22 protein-coding genes, 1 tRNA gene and 4 pseudogenes are annotated in these 22,014 nt (G+C 40.0%); 6 read left to right on the top strand and 21 right to left on the bottom strand.

Going from position 1 to position 22,014, the window contains the following annotated elements:
- The first annotated feature begins 481 nt into the window (after positions 1-481).
- Together REG_RS01205 and REG_RS01200 are read left to right on the top strand one after the other, a co-directional pair.
- Entirely contained in the window at positions 482-2,227 is a 1,746-nt protein-coding gene (locus REG_RS01205) for a glycosyltransferase family 32 protein (protein WP_006704157.1), read from the top strand.
- Positions 2,228-2,307: 80 nt separating this feature from the next.
- Entirely contained in the window at positions 2,308-2,958 is a 651-nt protein-coding gene (locus REG_RS01200; protein ID WP_141553582.1) for a C80 family cysteine peptidase, read from the top strand.
- A 100-nt stretch (positions 2,959-3,058) separates the two neighbouring features.
- Here REG_RS01200 and REG_RS01195 read toward each other — a convergent pair whose 3' ends face one another.
- From REG_RS01195 to REG_RS01170, 4 genes are all read right to left on the bottom strand, one after another.
- Complete coding sequence (locus REG_RS01195; RefSeq protein WP_039906874.1) at positions 3,059-3,262, bottom strand: hypothetical protein; 204 nt, start codon at positions 3,260-3,262, stop codon at positions 3,059-3,061.
- A protein-coding gene (locus REG_RS11715) for an IS5-like element ISRein1 family transposase (RefSeq protein ID WP_260200023.1) occupies positions 3,263-4,086 on the bottom strand; the annotation gives its coding sequence in 2 pieces (ribosomal slippage) (positions 3,263-3,699 and positions 3,699-4,086; 825 coding nt in all).
- Positions 4,083-4,544, bottom strand: coding sequence for a TraY domain-containing protein (locus tag REG_RS01180; RefSeq protein ID WP_006704155.1), 462 nt, complete (start codon positions 4,542-4,544; stop codon positions 4,083-4,085). The genes REG_RS11715 and REG_RS01180 overlap by 4 nt, the downstream gene beginning before the upstream one ends.
- A gap of 810 nt (positions 4,545-5,354) precedes the next feature.
- Positions 5,355-6,290: a replication initiator protein A gene (locus REG_RS01170; RefSeq protein ID WP_006704154.1), complete on the bottom strand. Its 936-nt coding sequence runs from the start codon at positions 6,288-6,290 to the stop codon at positions 5,355-5,357.
- Positions 6,291-7,307: 1,017 nt separating this feature from the next.
- Between REG_RS01170 and REG_RS12480 the strand changes: the two are divergent.
- From REG_RS12480 to REG_RS11705, 3 genes and pseudogenes are all read left to right on the top strand, one after another.
- A pseudogene (locus REG_RS12480) lies at positions 7,308-7,606 on the top strand (type II toxin-antitoxin system HigB family toxin).
- Positions 7,603-7,905 carry an XRE family transcriptional regulator gene (locus REG_RS01160; protein WP_039907059.1) on the top strand — a complete coding sequence of 101 codons (303 nt, stop codon included), beginning with the start codon at positions 7,603-7,605 and terminating at the stop codon, positions 7,903-7,905. The pseudogene REG_RS12480 and the gene REG_RS01160 overlap by 4 nt, the downstream one beginning before the upstream one ends.
- Positions 7,906-8,053: 148 nt before the next feature.
- Complete coding sequence (locus REG_RS11705) at positions 8,054-8,197, top strand: helix-turn-helix domain-containing protein (RefSeq protein WP_407078941.1); 144 nt, start codon at positions 8,054-8,056, stop codon at positions 8,195-8,197.
- Positions 8,198-9,005: 808 nt separating this feature from the next.
- Here the strand turns inward: REG_RS11705 and REG_RS01150 are convergent.
- The 12 genes and pseudogenes from REG_RS01150 to REG_RS14535 all read right to left on the bottom strand — a co-directional run.
- The gene (locus tag REG_RS01150) at positions 9,006-9,734 is read right to left on the bottom strand and encodes a helix-turn-helix transcriptional regulator (RefSeq protein ID WP_006704151.1); all 729 of its coding nucleotides are present in this window, start codon (positions 9,732-9,734) and stop codon (positions 9,006-9,008) included.
- A 448-nt stretch (positions 9,735-10,182) separates the two neighbouring features.
- Entirely contained in the window at positions 10,183-10,374 is a 192-nt protein-coding gene (locus REG_RS13950) for a transposase (protein WP_260200071.1), read from the bottom strand.
- Positions 10,367-10,615 carry a transposase gene (locus REG_RS13945; RefSeq protein WP_260200036.1) on the bottom strand — a complete coding sequence of 83 codons (249 nt, stop codon included), beginning with the start codon at positions 10,613-10,615 and terminating at the stop codon, positions 10,367-10,369. Before REG_RS13945 ends, REG_RS13950 begins: the two co-directional genes overlap by 8 nt.
- 14 nt (positions 10,616-10,629) lie before the next feature.
- Entirely contained in the window at positions 10,630-10,986 is a 357-nt protein-coding gene (locus tag REG_RS01140) for an IS630 transposase-related protein (protein ID WP_006704150.1), read from the bottom strand.
- Between the two features lie 183 nt (positions 10,987-11,169).
- Positions 11,170-11,307 (bottom strand): hypothetical protein, encoded by a 138-nt coding sequence (locus REG_RS12940; RefSeq protein ID WP_176603382.1) that lies wholly within the window; start codon positions 11,305-11,307, stop codon positions 11,170-11,172.
- A 175-nt stretch (positions 11,308-11,482) separates the two neighbouring features.
- A tRNA-Asn gene (locus REG_RS01135) sits at positions 11,483-11,558 on the bottom strand.
- 143 nt (positions 11,559-11,701) lie between these two features.
- A pseudogene (gene hofC, locus REG_RS01130) lies at positions 11,702-12,918 on the bottom strand (protein transport protein HofC).
- Positions 12,915-14,441: a type II secretion system protein GspE gene (gene gspE, locus REG_RS01125; protein ID WP_006704149.1), complete on the bottom strand. Its 1,527-nt coding sequence runs from the start codon at positions 14,439-14,441 to the stop codon at positions 12,915-12,917. The pseudogene hofC and the gene gspE overlap by 4 nt, the downstream one beginning before the upstream one ends.
- A gap of 515 nt (positions 14,442-14,956) precedes the next feature.
- A complete protein-coding gene (gene ppdD, locus REG_RS01120; protein WP_006704148.1) occupies positions 14,957-15,418 on the bottom strand; it encodes a prepilin peptidase-dependent pilin in 462 nt (153 codons plus the stop codon).
- 214 nt (positions 15,419-15,632) lie between these two features.
- Entirely contained in the window at positions 15,633-16,547 is a 915-nt protein-coding gene (nadC, locus tag REG_RS01115) for a carboxylating nicotinate-nucleotide diphosphorylase (protein WP_006704147.1), read from the bottom strand.
- Positions 16,548-16,710: 163 nt separating this feature from the next.
- Positions 16,711-17,534, bottom strand: a protein-coding gene (locus tag REG_RS11700; protein WP_260200023.1) for an IS5-like element ISRein1 family transposase whose coding sequence is annotated in 2 segments (ribosomal slippage) — positions 16,711-17,147 and positions 17,147-17,534 — 825 coding nt in all. Because the reading frame shifts where the segments join, the coding sequence is not laid out codon by codon here.
- Between the two features lie 74 nt (positions 17,535-17,608).
- Positions 17,609-17,743: pseudogene (locus tag REG_RS14535) on the bottom strand (hypothetical protein); the annotation flags it as partial.
- A 386-nt stretch (positions 17,744-18,129) separates the two neighbouring features.
- Between REG_RS14535 and fic the strand changes: the two are divergent.
- A complete protein-coding gene (gene fic, locus REG_RS01095; RefSeq protein ID WP_006704145.1) occupies positions 18,130-19,248 on the top strand; it encodes a protein adenylyltransferase Fic in 1,119 nt (372 codons plus the stop codon).
- A gap of 8 nt (positions 19,249-19,256) precedes the next feature.
- On the opposite strand, the pseudogene REG_RS01090 reads toward fic, so the two are convergent.
- The 5 genes and pseudogenes from REG_RS01090 to REG_RS01070 all read right to left on the bottom strand — a co-directional run.
- A pseudogene (locus REG_RS01090) lies at positions 19,257-19,775 on the bottom strand (hypothetical protein); the annotation flags it as partial.
- A gap of 48 nt (positions 19,776-19,823) precedes the next feature.
- Positions 19,824-20,647, bottom strand: a protein-coding gene (locus REG_RS11695; protein WP_260200023.1) for an IS5-like element ISRein1 family transposase whose coding sequence is annotated in 2 segments (ribosomal slippage) — positions 19,824-20,260 and positions 20,260-20,647 — 825 coding nt in all. Because the reading frame shifts where the segments join, the coding sequence is not laid out codon by codon here.
- Between the two features lie 46 nt (positions 20,648-20,693).
- Positions 20,694-20,840, bottom strand: a complete 147-nt coding sequence (locus tag REG_RS10975) for an Rpn family recombination-promoting nuclease/putative transposase (protein ID WP_260200070.1) — start codon at positions 20,838-20,840, stop codon at positions 20,694-20,696.
- 103 nt (positions 20,841-20,943) lie between these two features.
- Positions 20,944-21,564, bottom strand: coding sequence for a lambda exonuclease family protein (locus REG_RS01075; protein ID WP_006704143.1), 621 nt, complete (start codon positions 21,562-21,564; stop codon positions 20,944-20,946).
- Between the two features lie 26 nt (positions 21,565-21,590).
- Positions 21,591-22,007: a hypothetical protein gene (locus REG_RS01070; RefSeq protein ID WP_006704142.1), complete on the bottom strand. Its 417-nt coding sequence runs from the start codon at positions 22,005-22,007 to the stop codon at positions 21,591-21,593.
- Positions 22,008-22,014: the final 7 nt, after the last annotated feature.

Below are 22,014 nucleotides of genomic sequence, written 5' to 3'. Positions count from 1 at the left end.
TGAACAGGAATATTATTTCTGAGTAGAAGTTTTTAATAAATAAAAATTATTATTTGGAATAGAGATACTGCGAGTATTACGTGATATTTTTGATAAAAATAAACAAAAAAGGGAGGTACTACCTGACCCACTAACCACGCTTTATTTTTATATTCAATGATATTTAGCGCCAAAAATTAAAAATAATATTAAATAATAATTATAAATTTATTTATCTCGGTTATTTATATTATATTAATAAAAGCAGTCTATTTTTTCTTACTTTTAACAGTCATAGAAACCATAAAAATATAAATTTCGAGCATTAATTTAATAGTTAATATGAATTTTTCCTATAAATTAATCGTTAAATTTAAAGTAAGGAAAAAATTTCTATTCTTGTTTTAAAGTCAATAAAATTTCATCAAACTGTCTATTGATTTCAAAAATAAGCTCAAAAAATTGACGATACGGGCTTGATAGACACTTACTGAGGATATGTATGCCACAGATATCTGCGCCCCAATATGGATCCATTAACCCAACCCCCGTCCCCATCACTATTCCTATTGAACTAGAAGATGTTTCTTTTACCTTGCCGATGGATGGCGTTGAGTCTAAATATGGTGAGAGATTTAAGATGGATGACGATCCCCACGATCAAGCTATTGCATTTGATCTGACACTCAATTGTTGGCGCAGATTGAAAAATACTATTATGGGGAATGAGTATGGAACAATCGGCGATCCCATCATACCTGTAGCGGGATCTTCAGGAAGAATAAAATGGCAAGATGTATTACCGGAGGATCTCCCTAACAGCTTGACCCGGCGTTTACCTGTCACAAAGACCAAAGATATTGTTGCTGTTGGTTTACTACCAGGCCAGATACGTCAAGGTATTTATGTGATTTGGACACCTCATGTGGCTAACGAACCTTTTCGCTATATAGTTAACATTGAACAGTGCCAATATAATGTGAAATTTGATTTCAGCCGCAAACACTGGTACCTGTATGAACATAATCTATACGTCGTACGCACTGAAAACAAATCGGGGAAAATGGTGTGGGAAACGGTGTCATCGAATGAGCTCCATAGATACCCCCCGGTTTTGCCCAATCCGGCAAGTGAAGAAACTGCCACCTCTGGCTTAAACAGAGTCCAGCCTAGCGTCCCAGAACTATCTGATCCACTCCATCAATCGGGCGCAGAACTCACCCCGCCAATTCACTATAGCCTGCCAATCGATGACATTATGGTCAATCGATTAGGGCAATATATGGTAAAAATGAAAGATGTTAACTATCAAAGAGTTGTATTTGATCTTGAATCAGGAGACTGGCGTTTAGCTCATTTTGATGAAGAATATTTTGACACTTCTAGCATACAGATAAAAGAGCGCATTGTACGAACCAAGAACAAGGTTGGGAAAGCGGTATGGGTAGTACGGAATAAATACATAAATGTGCAAGACATTCTGCCAAACACGCAAACGCGAGAAATTTTTATCCCTGATGTTCCTGAGGTACCGGCAGGTGGTACGGCTATCCCGAAAACTATTCATTATATCTGGCTGGGTAACAGCAAATTACCTGATAATTTAGTCAGCAATATTATTGCTAATGCTCATAAAAGTTTCAGCGCTGAAGGGAACGGTTATCGCTCAATTATTCATGTTGATGTCGATAATGCTGAAATTTTTACACAAATACGTGATGCACTGCATCAAAAAGCGCCAGGACTGGAAGTACAGGATCTCAACCAAGACGATTTTTTCATCCAATTCAAGGCCAGTAAATTTGGTGAAATGTTTGCGGCAGCGCGCTATGGGCCTAACGCTAATTTTGCCGCTGCTGCTGATGTTTTACGCTGTCGATTGCTACATAAGTATGGGGGAATTTATCTCGATACCGATGATCCCTTAATTAAATCTATTATCGATAGAGACTTCCTGGCACATCCTAACGATGTTTTGCTGGGTGCACTGCTCGGTGGTGAAAAAAATACTGCGAATATGAATTATATTTACAATAACAGTGTTTTTGGTAGCCACCCAGGCAATCCGGTTTTACAAGCTGTTTCTGAAGAAAGCTATCGACGCTGGCAAGAACAAGAGCCTGAATTGTTCTCAACGCCAAGGCCTTCTATTCAGAAAGACAAACAAGGGAAAAAAGTAGGGACACCTGAAGAGCAAAAAGTTTCTCGTACACAGATGGATCTCTACATAAAAAAATCGCAAAAGTAACTGGGCCTCTGGTATTTACTGAAGTGTTGATGAGATAGTTACCGGTTTTGCGCGCCTATTGGCAGCACCAAATTGCAGTGATGACGGCTGAAGAAAGACTTGGCATCCTGCCTGGTAAAGGATTACGTCGAAAATATCTTGATTCGATAAATTTTTCCCCTTTCAGTACTTTTAGTAAGATCGGCAGTCAACACAGCTGGGAACATGCACATTATGATAGCGGTGACGGTCTAAGCACCCGCCACCCGGTTAAACGAGATGACGTTCACAGCTGGCACCTACCGGCAGCAAACGCCATACTCACTTCAAATACGCCGACAGAAAATAGGGCAGATAAAAAAAGTCGCATTATTGTTGTGTTAGAGGATGATGCTGAAAGCTTGCGCTCCGCAATGGCGTTGGCCGCTAAGCATCCGAATGACACCCTGGTATATCAGCGCGATCTGCAAGGCAACATGCGTAAGGTTTTCGGTGATCCTGCTACATTGGGCGGTGATCTGAACTTGTTATTTGTTGCTCATGGTCGTGGTGGCAACAACGATGCTTTCAATAATCACACACTCGGCGGCTATAGTGCGGCAGAGTTAGCCGAGGTCACTCAGCGAGTACACCATTACCTAAGTGAACAGCATGTAGTCAATGGTATTCTTTATCCCTCTTGCCGTTTTCGCCCCTGCTGTTATTTTCACCATCACTTCTTTACTAGCATAATTCCTTATCGCTTTACTTGATTTACTCTGAATAGAGAATGTTCCTTTACTTTGTTTAAATTTATAAGCAAGAGTTGACCTAGAGGCTCTGGCGCTTCTGTCCTTCCTGATCCGCCACTCCTTATCTTTCTTTATCTCCATCCACCTTCCCTCTCGATCTAAAATTTTTACGATTGATACTAAATGTTGTCAGGTCTTCAAGGCTATTTTTTAACTGTTCAATCAGTAAAGTAAGACGTTTTACATCATCATGAAAATTCTTATCATTGATGGTTAACATTTGTTTTTGTACAATGATATAATAGACCTCTTCGGAAACTATCATTTATCTAATTTCCATATTATAAATTGCAGCAATCAGATTAAATCTTAATCCAAAACGTTTTCGCCTGTTTCGATAACGGTCTGATACAATTTTAAATCTTTTAATCATACCAATGACATGTTCGTTTAATACACGCTGGCTTGATAACGCACGATTGTTGCGTTTATCTTCTTTTGTTAAGGGATTTTTCTTTGTCTTTTTCTTAGGCAACGCCGAGTTTGAATGAATCTTGCCAAGCCCTTGGTAACCTGTATCGGTAACTGTTTTGATGTCAGGATGTATTCGCACACCAGACTCCTTAAACAACCTAAAATCATGGCGCCTCCCATTCGTAAAGCTTGTACAGATGACTGCTTTACTTTTTTTATCAACGAGCACTTGTGTTTTTAAGGTGTGTCGTTTCTTTTTTCCTGAGTAAAACGGCTTTTGTTTTTTTGGGGACGTTCAATCGGCGTTTCTGTGGCATCAATAAGAACCAGCTCATACTCCCTATCCCTTTTTAATACAGCTTTGCGTCCAGGTAGGGCAAAATCAGGATGCTTTATTAGTGTATTCTCTATCCATTTAATCGTTTCATAGCATGTGCTCTCACTCACGCCATAGCTTTGGCTGACATGAAAATAAGTGCGATATTCTCGTATATACTCCAGTGCCATTAATAAGCGCTCTTCTAAACCCCGCTTGGGTTTCCGACCTCCTTTCCCTTGCTTACTCTTATCTGCTTCATTCAATATCTTTATCATCTTTTCAAATGTACTGCGTTTAACACCCGTTAAGCGACGAAATTTTTCCTCTTCCAGTACTTTTATTACTTCATATTTCATGGCGGCTCCTTGTTCAGGAGTGTTTTACCAAAATTCCTCATGAATGCTAGTTTCCGAAGAGGTCTAATGATATAATGTAAGTTTCGCCCTAACACATCAATGGCATTTCTGGCTGCTCTAAGCTCCTTCACTTCATCGGGATAAAATGAGGGGTCATCCACCAAAGAAGAAGCGAGACGAAACCGCATTTCTTTAGATAAAGACCAACCATTTTTTGCTGCTTCTTTTTTTAGCGCTTCACTCAGTTCATCATTTAATTTTGTACTCAATTTTTTATTGTAACAGGTAGAATAATACGGTTTTATCTTATCGGATACGGCATTGCCGTTAATAATAGATACCGCTATCTTTTTCAATAAAGAAGCGGGTTTTAATCCTAAAGAGGTTGATTTTTTTTCCAGTGTTAGAAAATCATCATCTGTGATTCTTATTTGAATTTTTCTTTGTCCTTTACTCACTTCGAGAGCCTCCGGAAGCGTGGCAAGATGAAAACATTTAGGAACAAAGTGACGTCAAATGGGGTCAAATTGCCTATCATATATCATGTGTTTAATCTGTTACATCAGTGTAATAAATTAGGATAGAAAACCAATATCTTCACGTGCCTGTTTTGCGCATTAGTCATGCGATTAATTTAATCATTTTTAAGTCAATGAAATATCAACGCGTTACCATTTTTACTTTTTATCACAGATACACCATTAAACTAAGGATTGCAGGTTTTTTCAACAAAAAACCATTATGTTTTTCATTGTATTAATTCATCGAAAATGTAAACAAGTGCACGAGGCACCATATGATTTTTTATCTTTCTCCTTCTGTCTCTACGTATCCATTTTTTCGTACAAATAGAAGTCGGTGAAAAGGTGACGCATTGTCTAACCAGGACGGACACCAGACCCTCTGCGACCAGAGAAGTAATAATACAAATTGCTACGATAACAATACTGTAGTCATTGACCGTATACCAACCGTGGATTTGGTTGTAATGGATCAGGCAATAAAACCCGCCTAACAAAAATAGAAAATAGCGGAGTACATGAAGGAGAGATAAACTAAAATAAACGGACATATGCAGCACGCTCGCCACTATCCGGCGAGACCAAATAAATAACCAGAAAAAAAACCTTCCCATTAAAGAAAAAATCTGTTTAAAAAGCATTTTTCTTTTGGTAATCCTGAACATTTTTTTCATCATCTGACGATTTTTACCTTAGGGAAATTGATAGACCTTCGCCACTTTTCAATTCTCCTATTTTTTTATTTTATTAAAAACCATATTTCTTTTTCAGTCCATAAATCGCTTTTTTTCCTCCTTCCCACAGTTTTGATTTTTGTGCCGCTTCACTGTCTTGATTACGATTGGTAAAAATCACATAATCTTTTTCCGCTTCATAAGCTATTTCATAATCCGGTAATTCATTAGTTTTAACTAAATTTTTTATTGATCGTTTAAACTCCGCTTTACTTGCTGCCGTGCTCCCAGTTTTTAAATGCAGCAATTCCAACGAAATCACCCACTCATGCTGTTTACCGCAATGTTTTCGAGAAATTTCATACAGGCGGCGGTCTATCGCTTTACGAATGCGAAAATAATCTGGACTGATTTGCAACACTTTGGTGTTGGTGACAGCCTGATAGAGCCAATTGGGTAACGTCACTTCAACCATCCCTATATCCAACTTACCTTTTTTTTCTTCCACCATTCGCCAACTATCAATCAAACCAAATCCCCTTGATTCCTGTTTATCCTGTGAATGGTAAATATTGGTTGTGATAGATGTACCCCGCAGTCTGTCTAAAGCTTTTTCCAGCTCCTTATAGGTTCGTCCCCCTATCTCTCTATTTGTCGTAATAAAGTAATCATAAGGGGTGAAACAGACTGTGCGGCTAATGGGGTGGTTGTTATTGATTGCTTCCTGCAATTTAGAAATCGTGTAAATCCAAACATCTTTATCAAAAATGGTCGCTATGCCAATTTCAACAGCAGGCCGCACCGTTACGGTAACATTTTTATTTTTGTATTCTCTTACCCTTGTATCACCACCTTTCAGGGCAAAAAATGGATGTTCCATACTCGCCAGTTCATCACGGAAGGTGACGATATCAACTTCATCAGCAATGAAAAAATCAATCTGCTGATGTTTACGGGGTCTTAACGTTTTCAAGTTGTTTACTCTCGATTTGCCATTATAATCGGCCATAGCCTAAATCCTATCTACGCTAGGGTTATGGGTTAGAGCCAGCCAGGTGTTAGAAGCACCTGGCTGGCTCGCTATTTACACGTGTTTTTTCTGGGATTTATCAGTAAAAACATTTTGAAGATTACATCTAATAATGGGATTTACACATGAAGTCAACATTCATATTTCAAATTGATCCAAACTTTTCTGTGGATAAGATAAAAATAAAATGGGATTTACACATAAAAAACTGGGATTTACACATCGATAGTAAAAAAATAACTATTTAACAAAAGGTTACATCGATTTTTTTCCCTTTAACTTCTTTTAACTTATACATAACTAATCTTTTAACCGCAATCTACTGACTTGTTCTTGTGGATAACTCAAAATTTTCATCCGAGTATTATTCAACTAAAGAGTGACCAATTTCCTATTCAGAATCAGATGATATTCCGCTTCCTCGAACGGCCTTCGCTCTGCTCAGGCCATTCTTGCGGCGAGCGTTACCAATCTAACAAACTCGTTTTGCTAGAAATTTTTTTAAATTGCAAAAATAAAAAAACTTAACAGGATAGATATCCATTCAATGCAGCGATAATCTTCTCTCTAAGGCGCCTGTAAGAGCCGTAAACTTATTATCCATACCCACAACCCTAAGGCTTCAACGTTAAAATCACTCCTGAGCGTTTATGAGGCTTTTAAATTTGAGCTAGTCATGTAGTCATTTCTGCCATCACATTTGTTGAATTGGAGTTTGGCCTATCAGTTTACTCAAATCCACAACGAGAACGCCAGAATCTCGATGCGGTAATTGAATTTTTCGAAGTATGTTTGTTCGATGCTGCCACCCGAGAGAGAAAATCAGATCACCTCAACAAACTTATCGGCGTACATGCAATTGCGCTGGGAGTTACACTCGTTACGAACAATGAAAGCGATTTTGCCACTTATAAAAATTTGACCGTTGAAACCTGTAAGGATTTCATATCTAGATGAAAAATAGATGAAAACAAAAAGATTTTGGAGACAATAATATTGCACGTTATCAGCAGACAACCGTTTAATGAAGCCGCTGGAAAATTTCCAAATTGTGCTATAGCTCTTGCTGATTTGTTGAAATCTCTCGAAAAAGGACAATTCAAATGAAGAAGCTAATTCCGTCACTGGATAATTTCCGTTATCGTAATAAGTGGTGGGTAATTGATGTATCAGGTAATACATTAAGACTAATCACTTACATTGATTTTCGGTTACGCAAAATTTTTGTTAAACACATTTCCACTCATGCTGAATACGATAAACTGACAAAATATTATCGGGAGCACAAAGAATGACTACAGCAACGATGAAGCATAATATGCACCTTGATACAATAATCAATGCTTTCTCGAAAGTGGCAAAATCTATCCCCTTACTTAGTGGCGGGCATAGCGAAGCTGAGTATAAAAAAGCTCTTGAGCTAATAGAATATCTAGTAGACCAAAACGATCTAGAGAACCCACTATTTGAGCCTCTTACCGCAAAAATAACCGAATATGAAAATACAGCACCAAAGTTTAAAGAATTTAATTGCCTGCTAGAAAATGTATCGGATGGTGGTATCGCGGTACTTCGAACCATTATGGATCAATAGACCTCTTTGGAAACCGTAGTTCGTTATGCGGAGTCAAGGCGCCCGGCGCACAGCAACCTTCGTTAACATAAAGTACATGAGGATTGCGCGCACCGGACAACGCAGGATCCGTATCACCCAGTAGGTTTCCGAAGAGGTCTAATATAGTTTGAAAGCCGCAGATCTTGAATCAGAATTGGGATCTAAATCTAATGTGAGCAATATCCTGAATGGTCGCCGTGCTCTAACCGTCCATCACATTAAAGCATTGTCTGAACGTTTTCATGTTCCCGCCGAAATGTTCATTGGTTAACTAACTGCTAAGAGTAGGTCATTTACTCTGATCTTTTAGAAATGAAAGATTTAGGAAAGCGTTATACAAGGGGTTGTGCGACTTCCACAATTAGCTTGTAAACATAAAGCAACTGGGATTTACGCATCGGTAGTAAAAAAAATCATTTAACAAACGGTTACATCGATTTTTTCCTTTAACTCCTTTTAACCGCAATCTACCGGCTTGTTCTTGTGAATAACCCAAAATTTTCATCTAAGCATTATTCAACTAAAGAGTGACCAATTTCCTATTCAGCACCAGATGATATTCCGCTTCCTCGAACGGCCTTCGCTTTGCTCAGGCCATTCTTGCGGCGAGCGTTGCCAGTCTAACAAACCCGTTTTGCTAAAAATTCTTTTAAATTGCAAAAAATAAAGAAACTTAACAAGATAGATATACATTCAATACAGCGATAATCTTCTCTCTAAAGCACCTGAAAGAGCCGTAAGCTTATTATCCATACCAACCTAAAGCTTTAACGTTAAAGTCACGCCTGGGCGTTTATGAGGATTTAAATTTGATTTAGCGAAGACAGGCACAACTAAACTTCAGTAGCCATCAATATCTGTGATCTACATCACATTTTATTATTAATAAATAGATGTGACACACATACGCTTGGGAACTGCCGGAAATTTCGTCACTTCATCTTAGTTGAAAAGATCGTAGTAACTAAGAAGTAGCTTCACCAACAGGAACACAACGATGGCTAAGAGCGTGTTGAGAAAGTTAGATGCATCGAAACGCCTAAAGTTAGTTTTTCATGTGTATGAATGAGCGGAAATACTCAAAAAGATTGAGACTGTACTCTGGGTTTTGCAAATTCAGGGGGAATATATAGATCTAAACCTATCGTTCCACACCATTCTCTGAAATCTTTTAAAGAACTGACACCTGCTTTATCATATATAATCCTTAGGTTATTTTCTATCGTCTTTTTAGCACGGCAAAGTCTATCCCCCACCATTTTAGCTGTCATGGGCTGTAATATAAAAAATATCACTCTAAGTTCTTTCTCGGTAAAGAGGGTCGTGGGAGGAGTAAGCGTTAAAACAGAAGGTGTTCGCTGGTTTACATATTGAGAAAGAGAAATAAAATTTAACTTGCTTGCATTTGTTAAAGTACCTATACATTCACCCAATTTATTGTAAATTAGAAATCTTGGAAGGTAATAAGGTTCCAGTATTTTTTTTCGCCCATAAAAATTAGTTGAGATAATAGCTACACGCTTTCCGGTCTTTTCTGCTTTTCTGTCGTTTGCTTGGTATTCTGCGGCGAATTCTGCCCAATCAGCCGGGCATTCGTTGTCCAATTTACCTTCAATGTTAAAATTAGCGGGTAAGCCTAAGAAATCAAGCCCCGCTTGATTGACATATACATATCGTGATTGGCAGTCTCTTATAACCCATGGTTTATTGCTATGTTCTGTGATTGAAATGAGTGGTAATGAATTTAGAGATTCTACAACCAAATTTTGAGAGTTTTGTATTTTATCTGATTTAATCTTATCCGTCATATATCTCCTAAGACTAAAACAAAACCCTGAGTGACAACAGAGAATTCAGCAAATCTCTAAGTCATAGTAAGTACAATTTACTCCTGTAAAAAGTGAGTTTCAAGAGTGTGCGTATATTTTGTTATTTGATTTTTCCGTCGTGAGGTTTGAGCTACCGTTCAAAGATAATGCATTTGGTTTTAAATATTTTGACCTATGTGTGTTTTGATGGCTTTGTTGCAGTATTAAAGTCTCGGGTCTTTTGATGTTCTTAGGTAAATCGAGGAGACTATGATGTCGTTATATATCCCACGTTTTTCTTCGAGGGAATAATTATCTGTGTTAGAGAAAATGTGTTTTCGGAGTGTGATAAAGCTTATTTTCATCATAAGTGGTCGAGTAGCCCAAGGGAATCTCCCCTTACATGCTCTCCTATGGTACCCATATAGCTTATGCGGTATAAATTGATTTAAAATAAAGGGTCAGAAAACAAGGTATCGATATCACATAGTCGCTTTCTGCGAAGGGCTTTAGCTTGAGCCCATTTGTGCTCAATGGGATTCATGTCAGGAGAATACGTGGGGAGATATTCGAGAATAAAGCCAGCTTTCTGTATAGCAGCCTGGATGTCTTGGCGTTTATGGAAGCGCACATTATCCATCACAAGGACTGCCCCTGGAGGGGATTTTGGCAGTAAATCTTTGGGTGACCCAGGCATAAAAAATATCGCTGTTGATATGGCAGTCGAAGGTACAAACCGTAGTTAATTTTCCGTTAAGCTGTGCACCAATGACATTAGTACGTGCTTTGGCATGGCAATCGTGTTGGCCGTAACAGCGCTTCCCTTTCACTGAATAACCATAAAGACGCGGCATATCATGAGCAAAACCGCTTTCATCCACGTTAGCCCTGGAGCTTAGTCTGAAAATCTTTTCGAGCTTGGACGTCGGCTTTGGGGGGATAAAATGTTTTTTTTATAGCTAAAACCCGCCCGCTTTAAGGCATCACAGATAATACCCCTGGCACTCACACCCATCCGTGGCGCCCGCTCGTGCTGAGACGCGTCAGGGTAGGTTTCCACATCCAGAATCAACGCCGCTCTGTTTATTTTGGTAGCGGGTTTATTACGCGTCAAACAAGGCTCCAGGCGTTTCGCCCATCGCATCAAACTGGCACTTCCTACACCAAAACGGTCGGCGGTTTCAGCATAAGTGAGGGCTTCTTTCTTTTTGAAAGCCAATACATGTTGACGAAATTTTAAGGGATAAGTCATTTTGGTATTTATAGGTCAATAAATCATTTCGATATTGTACGTCAATTTATAACACCTAAGCTATATCCATTAATCAGTGTGAAGGCTCTTTTACTCACACCTATAGCCAAATCATTTTAATTTGATTCTGCGTTGTCGTCGCTTGCCGTACTATTTGTACTGTCTGCACTCCTCCGCCTTGAATCAAATTAAAATGATTCGGTATAGTATGTCTACGCTCATCGGTCGGTCGCCCTGGCCGCTTAGTGGAAACTTTAAAGGCGAAGGGGATACACTCCTGGGATGCGATTGATTGCCGCTTTGCCGTAATTCGAAATTCATTGGGTATACTTGTTTTGGGCACTAAAAGTATAGAATCCCAAATCTAGTCCCTAAAAAACAAGAGTATAGCCCTGCCATACTCAAAGATAACAGGCAACAAAAAACCCGCAAATTCATTTATAATGCGGGTTTCTTTAAAACTCAATCAGTAAAAAATACTGGCTGATACTATGTTTGGCTCCCCCGACTGGACTCGAACCAGTGACATACGGATTAACAGTCCGGTGTTCTACCAACTGAACTACAGGGGAATTGCGTGAACGGTGCGCATCATATCTAGCCATTATCATACTGTCAACGTTAAATTTCTTCTGAAAGTGCGCTAGATTAAAATATCATCAAAATAATGTATTATTTTTAATATCTTTACCCCATTTTTAGCGTAAAGAGAATATCAATCCATGATATTACCCAATTGAAAGATAGGTAAGTACATAGCAACAACTAAAGTGCCAACAATGATACCAACGATTAATATCAATATTGGCTCAAGTATTTGAGTCGTATTATCAGCCAGTTCTTGAGTTTGTTGTTGGTGCCAATGAGAAAGTTTTTCCAAGAGCATATCTAAACATCCGGATTCTTCTCCAATACGGATTAATTGTTGACATAAGGGTGGAAATAATCGATATGGAGAAGATAAATTGTATTGGGACATAGCATGGTGCAATGAAATACCTTGGCTTATCTGTTTATTAAGATCGTTCATGGCTTGCTGATAAAAGAAATTATTAACAGATAATGCCGCCGCTTGAAGACCGGCCGCCAACGTTAAACCGGAGCGCTGAGTAATGGCCAGGGTTTGAAATATTTGACTGAGACATCTGCCACGAATTAAGGAAGAAAAAATGGGAATCCGTAATAGACATGATTGTTCCCATTGTAACCAGTACGGTATTTTTCTTAATTTATGACAATAAATTATACCGATGATAACCAATACTAAAATAATATATGGCCCTATATAAATAAGGCTGTTAGAAAAAAATAATAATCCGCGGGTTAGCAAAGGTAAAGGAGCCGAAAATGATTGGTATATTTGAGCAAATTGCGGTAATACCATAACCAACATCATAGTGCTAACAAGCAAAGCCAGAGTGCAGATAAAAAGAGGGTATCTCAACGCTTTAGCAACTTTTTTTTTAATTGTTGCCGACGTTCTTGCTGTTCCGCTAATTGAGAACAACACTGATCTAAAGTACCTGTTAACTCGCCAACTGTAATTAATTGACAATATAATTCAGGAAATATTTGTGGGTAATCAGAGATGGCTTCAGATAGTGATTGACCTTGGATAACTTTTTGGCTGATTTCTTGTAAAACACAACGCCAAGCAGGCGCATCCGTTTCTTTGGCTAATAATTGTAGACTATTTACTAAAGGTAAGCTTGATTGTAAAAGGGTCGCGAGTTGGCGAGTAATAGTGATTAGATGTATGCCTTGCCAATAACTATCAGGAACGCGCTTACCAGATGTTACATTAATAGGCTGTAATCCATGTTGTAGCATATATTCGTAGACTTTATTTTTTTCTGTCGCTAAAGAGATATCTTCCTGAATAGCGCCATCTTTATTAATAGCTTGCCATTGATACAAACGGTGAATATTCATTGGTGAACCTCAACTTCAGATATCATACCGATAACACGTTTAATTTCAGTAATAGTGGTAATTCCTTGATCAACTAATGTTAGCCCTGCCGTCAACAACGTCATATTCCCTTGGTGTTGTGCAATATCAATTAATTTAAGGGAATCGAGATGATTAATGAGCGCTTGTTGGATCTCGGGAGTGACCATTAATATTTCATAAACCCCAATGCGGCCATAATAGCCAGCACAGCAATATTCACATCCGATGGCCAGCCAATTACGTAGTGATTTTGGCCATATATTGGCAGGATAGTAGATGGCGTCTGCCGCGGGTTTTTTACAATGTACACAAAGACGGCGTACTAGCCGCTGCGCAATAACTAACTTGAGACAAGAGGCAAGTAAGTAACCTGGCACTTTCATTTGGATTAATCGAGTTAGGGTATCGGTAGTAGAATTAGTGTGCAGAGTAGACAGCACAAGATGACCTGTTTGTGCGGCCTTTACTGCAATTTCAGCCGTCTCATTGTCACGAATTTCACCGATCATAATGACGTCAGGATCCTGACGTAACAATGTTCGCAGAATACATGAAAAATCCAAACCTATTTTGTTATTGGTTTGAATTTGATTGATGCCTTCAACAGATATTTCTATAGGGTCTTCAACACTGCATATATTTTTCTGCCAATGATTAAGTTGTAATAGACTGTTATATAAGGTCATTGTTTTCCCGCTTCCTGTCGGTCTGGTTACTAATATCAAACCTTGAGGAGCTGATAATACTTGTATTAATTGTTTGAGCACTTTATCTGTCAATCCTAATTGTTCTAAACAGGGTTGCCAGTGAGAATGGAGGATGCGTAGTACGATTTTTTCACCATATTGAACAGGTAATGTAGCAATGCGCATAGAGTAACGTAAATTATCCATTTGTAATGCCAATTGACCATCTTGCGGTAGTCGTTTTTCTGCAATATTGAGTCGAGCCATAACTTTCAAGCAAGCCGCAATACGAGGTATTAATTCAGATGATGGAGGGTTTATCTCTTGTAATACACCATCGATACGTATGCGAACACGGTAGCGATGCTGATAAGGTTCAAAATGAATATCAGAAGCTCTTTTTTGAATGGCGATACGTAGTGTCTGATTAATAAATTGAATGACCGGGGTATCACTATCATCATTAAGGGAAGTTTCTTCGTCAGAAAAGTCATGTAAAGGATGATTTTTCACGAGTGATTTATTCGATAATTCTTCGGAATGAGTAGCAACAGTGGAATACGTTGAAAGATGCAAGTTATTTTGAGGTTGCCACTGATGAAGAATTTGTTCAATTTTTGCTTCTGGCCAGTGTTCTACTTTAATAATACATCCGCAAGCAAAACGTAATGCAGAGAGCAGCTCATCATTTGCACCATTAGAGGTAGCGATAGTTAGTGTTGTCTTATCCATCGTTAAAATAATAGCTTTATAACGCTGACAGAGAACGTGTAGTTCTTCATTAATTATTTCATCGGATGTTGAATAATTAGTCACTTTATCGCCTTCGATTAGGTAAGTTTTATTTAGAGCCTATGAAATCTCTTGTGCTTGCTGATATACCGTTCGCCTTTGAAGCCGCCGCGCGTTGTTGGCTGCTCGCGCTCATCCTCTGTCATGTACCACACTCCTGGGATTCGATTGATTGCCGCCTTGCCGTAACTCGAAATTCATTGGGTTATACGCTCATCGGTCGGTCGCCCTGGCCGCCTATAGCCAAACCAGTTTAATTTGATTCTGTGTTGTCGTTGCTTGCCGTACTATTTGTACTGTCTGCGCGCCTCTGCCTTGAATCAAATTAAACTGATTCCGGCTATAGTGGCAACTTCAAAGACGAAGGGTATATTCCCGCCCGCATTCGGCGAGGGTTTACGGCGAATTTTGCTAAATGGTAAAGCCCCTACCTTGTTCAGATCGCGTTTGGCAAAAATCTGTTTTTACTAAAATAGACTACCTGTACGCTATTCTTGTTTTTTATCATTACGTGCAAAACATGAGCATTGGGTAACATATTAAAGAAAACGAAAAACCGCTTTACAGCTATCCGCAATAGATACTTGCGGAGTTGTACAAGTACTAGCCCAACTCAATCCGTCATTATTATTTTTCTTTGGTGTCATGACGATCGTCAACCCATCAAGTACTTGCTGGCCTGATAATGTAATTACGCCATTAAGAATTTTCATGCTTTTTACATAACGTGTTGTTTTTGTTTCTGGAATATCATTGCTACCAGCGTTACAGCCTGTAATCGAATTCTTTTCGAAAACACAAAGTTCAATAGCCGTTTTGTAAGACATGATGGCTTGTAACATATCGATAAGGGCAGCTTTTTGTATATAACGCTGGTAAGAGGGAACACCTATACTACTGAGGACAGCAATAATAGCGACAGCGACCATCAATTCGATAAGAGTAAAACCTTGTTGTCGATAAATCATTTTATGCACTCTCTTCTCACTACTCCTTACCATCTCCTTGGCTTAAGAGATGTGGAGATTTCGACTAGGATTGTAGAATGCCTGTTTTCTATCGTTATCAGTAGAGGCAGTGTTCAATCTTGCAAAGCTTATCACACGAAATTTTTTCGGTTTGCAAAAATACACTGATCATTGCGGCGGTGTTCGCAAAATAAAGAATAACCACTTAATTGTTACTGTCCGCCGGAAATATTTTTGGTAGGATTAATTATTGAAAACGTAAGGAAAGATCTAATGGATGAAGATGTTTGGTTAATGCGCCAACAGAAATGTAATCAACGCCAGTTTCAGCATAGTTACGCAGATTATCTAAAGTAACGTTACCAGAGACTTCTAACAGTGCCGATTCTTTAATTGAATTTCTTATTGAGACCGCTTCGATTATATCGGATCTAGTAAAGTTATCTAACATAATAATATCTGCATCCGTCGCCAAAGCTTCCTTTAACTGATCTAAAGATTCAACTTCAATCTCGATAGATCCGCACGCTTTCGGCAATTTTTTTTGTAGTAACAGAGCCTGTTCTACAGCCTGTTTGATTGATCCGGCAGCAGTAATGTGATTTTCTTTGATTAAAAAAGCATCTGCTAAACATAATCGATGATTTTCACCTCCGCCACAAAGTACGGCATATTTTTGTGCTGTACGCAGGCCTGGTACGGTTTTACGGGTATCAAGTAATTTTGTATTAAGCTTATCTAATTTCGCTACGTAGTGGCTAACATGGGTTGAGATACCAGACAAAGTTTGTAGAAAATTGAGCGCAGTACGTTCACCAGTAAGCAAAGTACGGGCGGATCCGTACAAATCGCAAAGAGTATCATTAGCTTTTAATGTTTTTTTATCCTCAACCTGCCACTCTATTTTAACTGTACTACCGAGTTGCTTGAATACTTCATCTAACCACCTGCTACCACAGAAAATTCCTGCTTCACGGGTGATAATGCGAGCGTGGGCTTGTTTATCTGCTGGAAGCAATTGCGCAGTGATATCACAAGTGGCATCGACTTCACCACCAAGATCTTCACTTAATGCAAAGGCAACAATAATGGGAATATCATGTTCAATGGCTTCTAACAGTTTGGTATGACGGTTATCCGAATAGTGTTTGTGTAATAACATAAAAAATTCCTAAGTGATTAATAGCAGGTAAAATATCATTGGATATATCGTGGCGGTGATGGTCTAAACTCATTTTTAAATCATCTCAACAGTTATCGTTATTTGCTACATGATAATCCATTTGGCTCTTCCGCAAATAATAGACCTCTTCGGAAACTATCATTTATCTAATTTCCATGTTATAAATTGCAGCAATCAGATTAAATCTTAATCCAAAACGTTTTCGCCTGTTTCGATAACGGTCTGATACAATTTTAAATCTTTTAATCATACCAATGACATGTTCGTTTAATACACGCTGGCTTGATAACGCACGATTGTTGCGTTTATCTTCTTTTGTTAAGGGATTTTTCTTTGTCTTTTTCTTAGGCAACGCCGAGTTTGAATGAATCTTGCCAAGCCCTTGGTAACCTGTATCGGTAACTGTTTTGATGTCAGGATGTATTCGCACACCAGACTCCTTAAACAACCTAAAATCATGGCGCCTCCCATTCGTAAAGCTTGTACAGATGACTGCTTTACTTTTTTTATCAACGAGCACTTGTGTTTTTAAGGTGTGTCGTTTCTTTTTTCCTGAGTAAAACGGCTTTTGTTTTTTTGGGGACGTTCAATCGGCGTTTCTGTGGCATCAATAAGAACCAGCTCATACTCCCTATCCCTTTTTAATACAGCTTTGCGTCCAGGTAGGGCAAAATCAGGATGCTTTATTAGCGTATTCTCTATCCATTTAATCGTTTCATAGCATGTGCTCTCACTCACGCCATAGCTTTGGCTGACATGAAAATAAGTGCGATATTCTCGTATATACTCCAGTGCCATTAATAAGCGCTCTTCTAAACCCCGCTTGGGTTTCCGACCTCCTTTCCCTTGCTTACTCTTATCTGCTTCATTCAATATCTTTATCATCTTTTCAAATGTACTGCGTTTAACACCCGTTAAGCGACGAAATTTTTCCTCTTCCAGTACTTTTATTACTTCATATTTCATGGCGGCTCCTTGTTCAGGAGTGTTTTACCAAAATTCTTATATGAATGCTAGTTTCCGAAGAGGTCTACTGTGTTACGCTGAGCTAATAGGGCTTTATCAAGGCCTGCATGTCTTTGTGCAGGTGTGACAAATTCAATGGCACTGTGGCGATGTTCTTGATTATACCAGTGCACCACGTGTTCGACCCATGCGCGGGCGTCTTGAAACGTGCTTTCGCTGGGTCGTCAATGCCAGCAAACTGGCTCAACTTGGCTTCAAGCGCCTCCTTGGCCTCCCGATGGCTTTTGATCTCGGTATTGAGCGCGGTAATTTTATTCAACGCGGCCAACGCATCAAACGGGATCGCTTTGCCATCCTCATGCAGATACACCGGCATGCCGTTTTCCAGTACTGCTTTTCCTTCTGTATCGATATGCAATTTCATTGCGATTTTCTCCGTGCATAAAAAAACCACCTTAAGGTGGCCGGTGTGAAGTTAATTATTTTCGTGATTGATGATACTTATCCTGCTGTGCCATAAAGCTCACCGCATGTTTACATGTCGATGAAATGAACATAAACTTATTTCATGTCGATAAAATAGGTAAAAATAAACATGATATGGCAACCCGATGTGCCTTTTAATCACATACCCCGACTTCCTCCACCCACTGAAATCGTAGAATCGATCGCCCTATTAAAAGCGTGTATTCCTGCACGTGCCGCCCTGGCTGAGCTCAAACAGGCGGGGGAATTGTTACCTAATCAGGGTTTGTTGATTAATCTGCTTCCGTTGCTTGAAGCAAAAGACAGTTCTGAAATTGAAAATATTGTCACGACCTCCGACAAACTTTTTCAATATGCACAAGGATCTGATCAGGCTGATTGCGCGACCAAAGAAGCCCTGCGTTATCGCACCGCGCTTTATGAAGGATTTAAGCAGCTTGCCAAGCGCCCATTGTGCACCAATACCGCTATTGAGATCTGCAGTACCCTTAAATCAATTAATATGGATATTCGTAAAATACCCGGTACGGTGCTCAGTAATCAGGCCACAGGTGAAATCATTTATACTCCGCCGGGGGGTGAAAACGTTATTCGTGATTTACTCAGCAATTGGGAACATTTTCTTCATACCGATGATGGTATCGATCCGCTGATTAAAATGGCCATTGCCCATTTTCAGTTTGAAGCCATTCACCCCTTTGCCGATGGAAACGGTCGTACTGGACGTATCCTAAATATCCTGTATCTGATTGAAAAAAAATTATTGTCTCTGCCAATACTCTATTTGAGTCGTTATGTCGTACAACATAAAGCCGATTATTATCAATTGCTAAATGACGTCAGTCAGTATGGCAAATGGGAGCCTTGGATTTTGTACATGTTAACAGCGGTAGAGCAAACTGCCACCTGGACAACGCATAAAATTGCAGCGGTGAGAGCCTTGGTTGAGCACACTACCGACTACGTAAAAAGGGTACTGCCCAAAGTCTATAGCTATGAACTGGTAAAAATGATTTTTGAACAGCCCTATTGTCGCATTAGTAACCTAGTTGAAACCGATATCGCTAAGCGACAAACTGCTTCTGTTTATCTAAAACAGATGTGTGATATTGGCGTACTAAACGAGATACAATCCGGCAAAGAAAAACTGTTTGTCCACCCTAAATTAGTGCAACTGATGACCCAAGACAGTAATGAATTCACACGTTATTCTAACGTTGTTAGATAAGGAATCGGTCAAGCAACCGTCTTGTGCAGCTGCTCCAATGTCAGCCACTCCCCTTTATCGCTGAAAAAATCATCAACCTGTCGCTTCCCTTCACGCAGCAGGTTGGCGCGGGTTTTCCCCAGCACCTGGACTTGGCGAGAATAAGGTTGTTGCTGTAACCAGTCAGCATAAGTCGTCTCCGCTGGCACTTGCCCGTCCATACTGGCGCGGGTGCCCGCCTCCAGCTCATCCCGATCAATGCCCAGGGCGCGCCAGGATTTTGTCACCAACGTCTCGGTTGAGCGACAGCAGAAATGCAGTCGCCCTGCTCCTTGCAGGTAAGGAATGGTATGACCGATAGGCTTGCCCGCTAAGGTGTAGCACAAACGGTCACGGATAATACAGGGCGATGAGGTTTTGTTATCCAGCGTACTGAGCCACTGTTTTTTGTCGACCAGTTCAGCATTATTCTCAGCAAACTTATTCCGTGCTACTGCTGAAACATGATTGACCGCGGTTTTGACCACCGTGGTGAGATTTTTGCGGCTGAGGTTAAGTACCCCCTCTTGATACTAGACCTCTTCGGAAACTATCATTTATCTAATTTCCATGTTATAAATTGCAGCAATCAGATTAAATCTTAATCCAAAACGTTTTCGCCTGTTTCGATAACGGTCTGATACAATTTTAAATCTTTTAATCATACCAATGACATGTTCGTTTAATACACGCTGGCTTGATAACGCACGATTGTTGCGTTTATCTTCTTTTGTTAAGGGATTTTTCTTTGTCTTTTTCTTAGGCAACGCCGAGTTTGAATGAATCTTGCCAAGCCCTTGGTAACCTGTATCGGTAACTGTTTTGATGTCAGGATGTATTCGCACACCAGACTCCTTAAACAACCTAAAATCATGGCGCCTCCCATTCGTAAAGCTTGTACAGATGACTGCTTTACTTTTTTTATCAACGAGCACTTGTGTTTTTAAGGTGTGTCGTTTCTTTTTTCCTGAGTAAAACGGCTTTTGTTTTTTTGGGGACGTTCAATCGGCGTTTCTGTGGCATCAATAAGAACCAGCTCATACTCCCTATCCCTTTTTAATACAGCTTTGCGTCCAGGTAGGGCAAAATCAGGATGCTTTATTAGCGTATTCTCTATCCATTTAATCGTTTCATAGCATGTGCTCTCACTCACGCCATAGCTTTGGCTGACATGAAAATAAGTGCGATATTCTCGTATATACTCCAGTGCCATTAATAAGCGCTCTTCTAAACCCCGCTTGGGTTTCCGACCTCCCTTCCCTTGCTTACTCTTATCTGCTTCATTCAATATCTTTATCATCTTTTCAAATGTACTGCGTTTAACACCCGTTAAGCGACGAAATTTTTCCTCTTCCAGTACTTTTATTACTTCATATTTCATGGCGGCTCCTTGTTCAGGAGTGTTTTACCAAAATTCCTCATGAATGCTAGTTTCCGAAGAGGTCTAATGTAGCAGTATCAATCAATGCTAATGTTTCCTTTGGAAGATGATGCACCAACCAATCGACCATAATTTGTTTATGCTGTAACGACCGCTTGAAAAGGGCGTCATGGGGCTTTGATATGCTAGACATTCCGTGTTTTCTCTCTGATTATAGTTACCTTACGGTGTCGATTTATCACCGAATAACTTTACACGCATTATGATTCATAGACGATGAATTTTTTCATCAGCAATTACGCCACCTGCCTATAACGTTGAATGGCGGCGATGTCTTTTTCCAGTTCAGCTAAAAACAGGCGTACTTCGGTTTCAATTTCCTTCCCCAGCGCCTTATCAAACTGAACGCGGGTTTTGAAGTAAGCCAGTTCCGGAGGCTGTCGATTATCAAAACTGACAAAGTCACACCATTTACGCCCAGTACAAAGCATTTGCGCGTGCATTTGCAATACATATTGATTTTTGATTTTCCCTGTTCTCACTGTTTCTAAGTGCGTCCAGGTTTTAGGGCATTTAATCTCGACCAGGCCATCATCATTCACTAATCCGTCAGGACTGGCAGCAAACCCTTTGATAGTGGGATGGTCGAATAGACCCACCTCCGTGACTTCGGTGGCAAATTCACGCAACCTGTAAGCCTCACGGGCGGCGGGCTCCAGTGCTGTGCCGCGCTTCATCTCGGGCGTGACAAAGGTTTCTTCTCTTTTCCCCGTTAGGCGCTGGCAAATTAACGCTATCTTGTAATTTTGGCGAAGAGCAGCGTAACCCGTTTTGGTTTTTGTCATCACATCCGCCACTTTACTGGCGGTCACTTTGCCACAGCGGGCAGCAAACCAGGCTTCTGTTCGTTGTTCCATGTGTCACCTCGATAAAATTAATGTCATCAAAAAGGGATGCCGTCATCAAAGGGGATTGGAGAGGGGTGAGAACGTTGCCGCGGTAATATCACCGGCTGGGGCAGCCGTTGCAGCCCCTGTGTCGGCTTCGCAGACTCGACAAAGCCCAATTTGGCATTGTTCAGTTCCAGCACGATTGCTTGTCCGTTTTTTCCTTCGTAGATGTCGATTTTGATGCTGTCACCGAAAATCTCTACAATGGCGCCTTCGTTCAGTGTTTCTCGATAGAAATCGGCCTGTTTACCTGCTTTGGCGAACACCACGGCCTGATAATTCGTGAAAGCCTGGGTTTTTAACTGGCGATCGTAATATTTAACGCCGCCACGGAGAGAAAAGCCGATGGCGTCAGTGGCCGCAAATTCTCTCGCGGCTTGTTGGAGTTTGAGGGTAATAGTATGTGCCATTAGGCGG

Origin of the sequence: Candidatus Regiella insecticola LSR1, assembly GCF_000143625.1 — a bacterium.
GTDB classification, from domain to species: Bacteria; Pseudomonadota; Gammaproteobacteria; order Enterobacterales; family Enterobacteriaceae; genus Regiella; species Regiella insecticola.
This window is presented reverse-complemented; position numbering and strand designations above follow the sequence as displayed.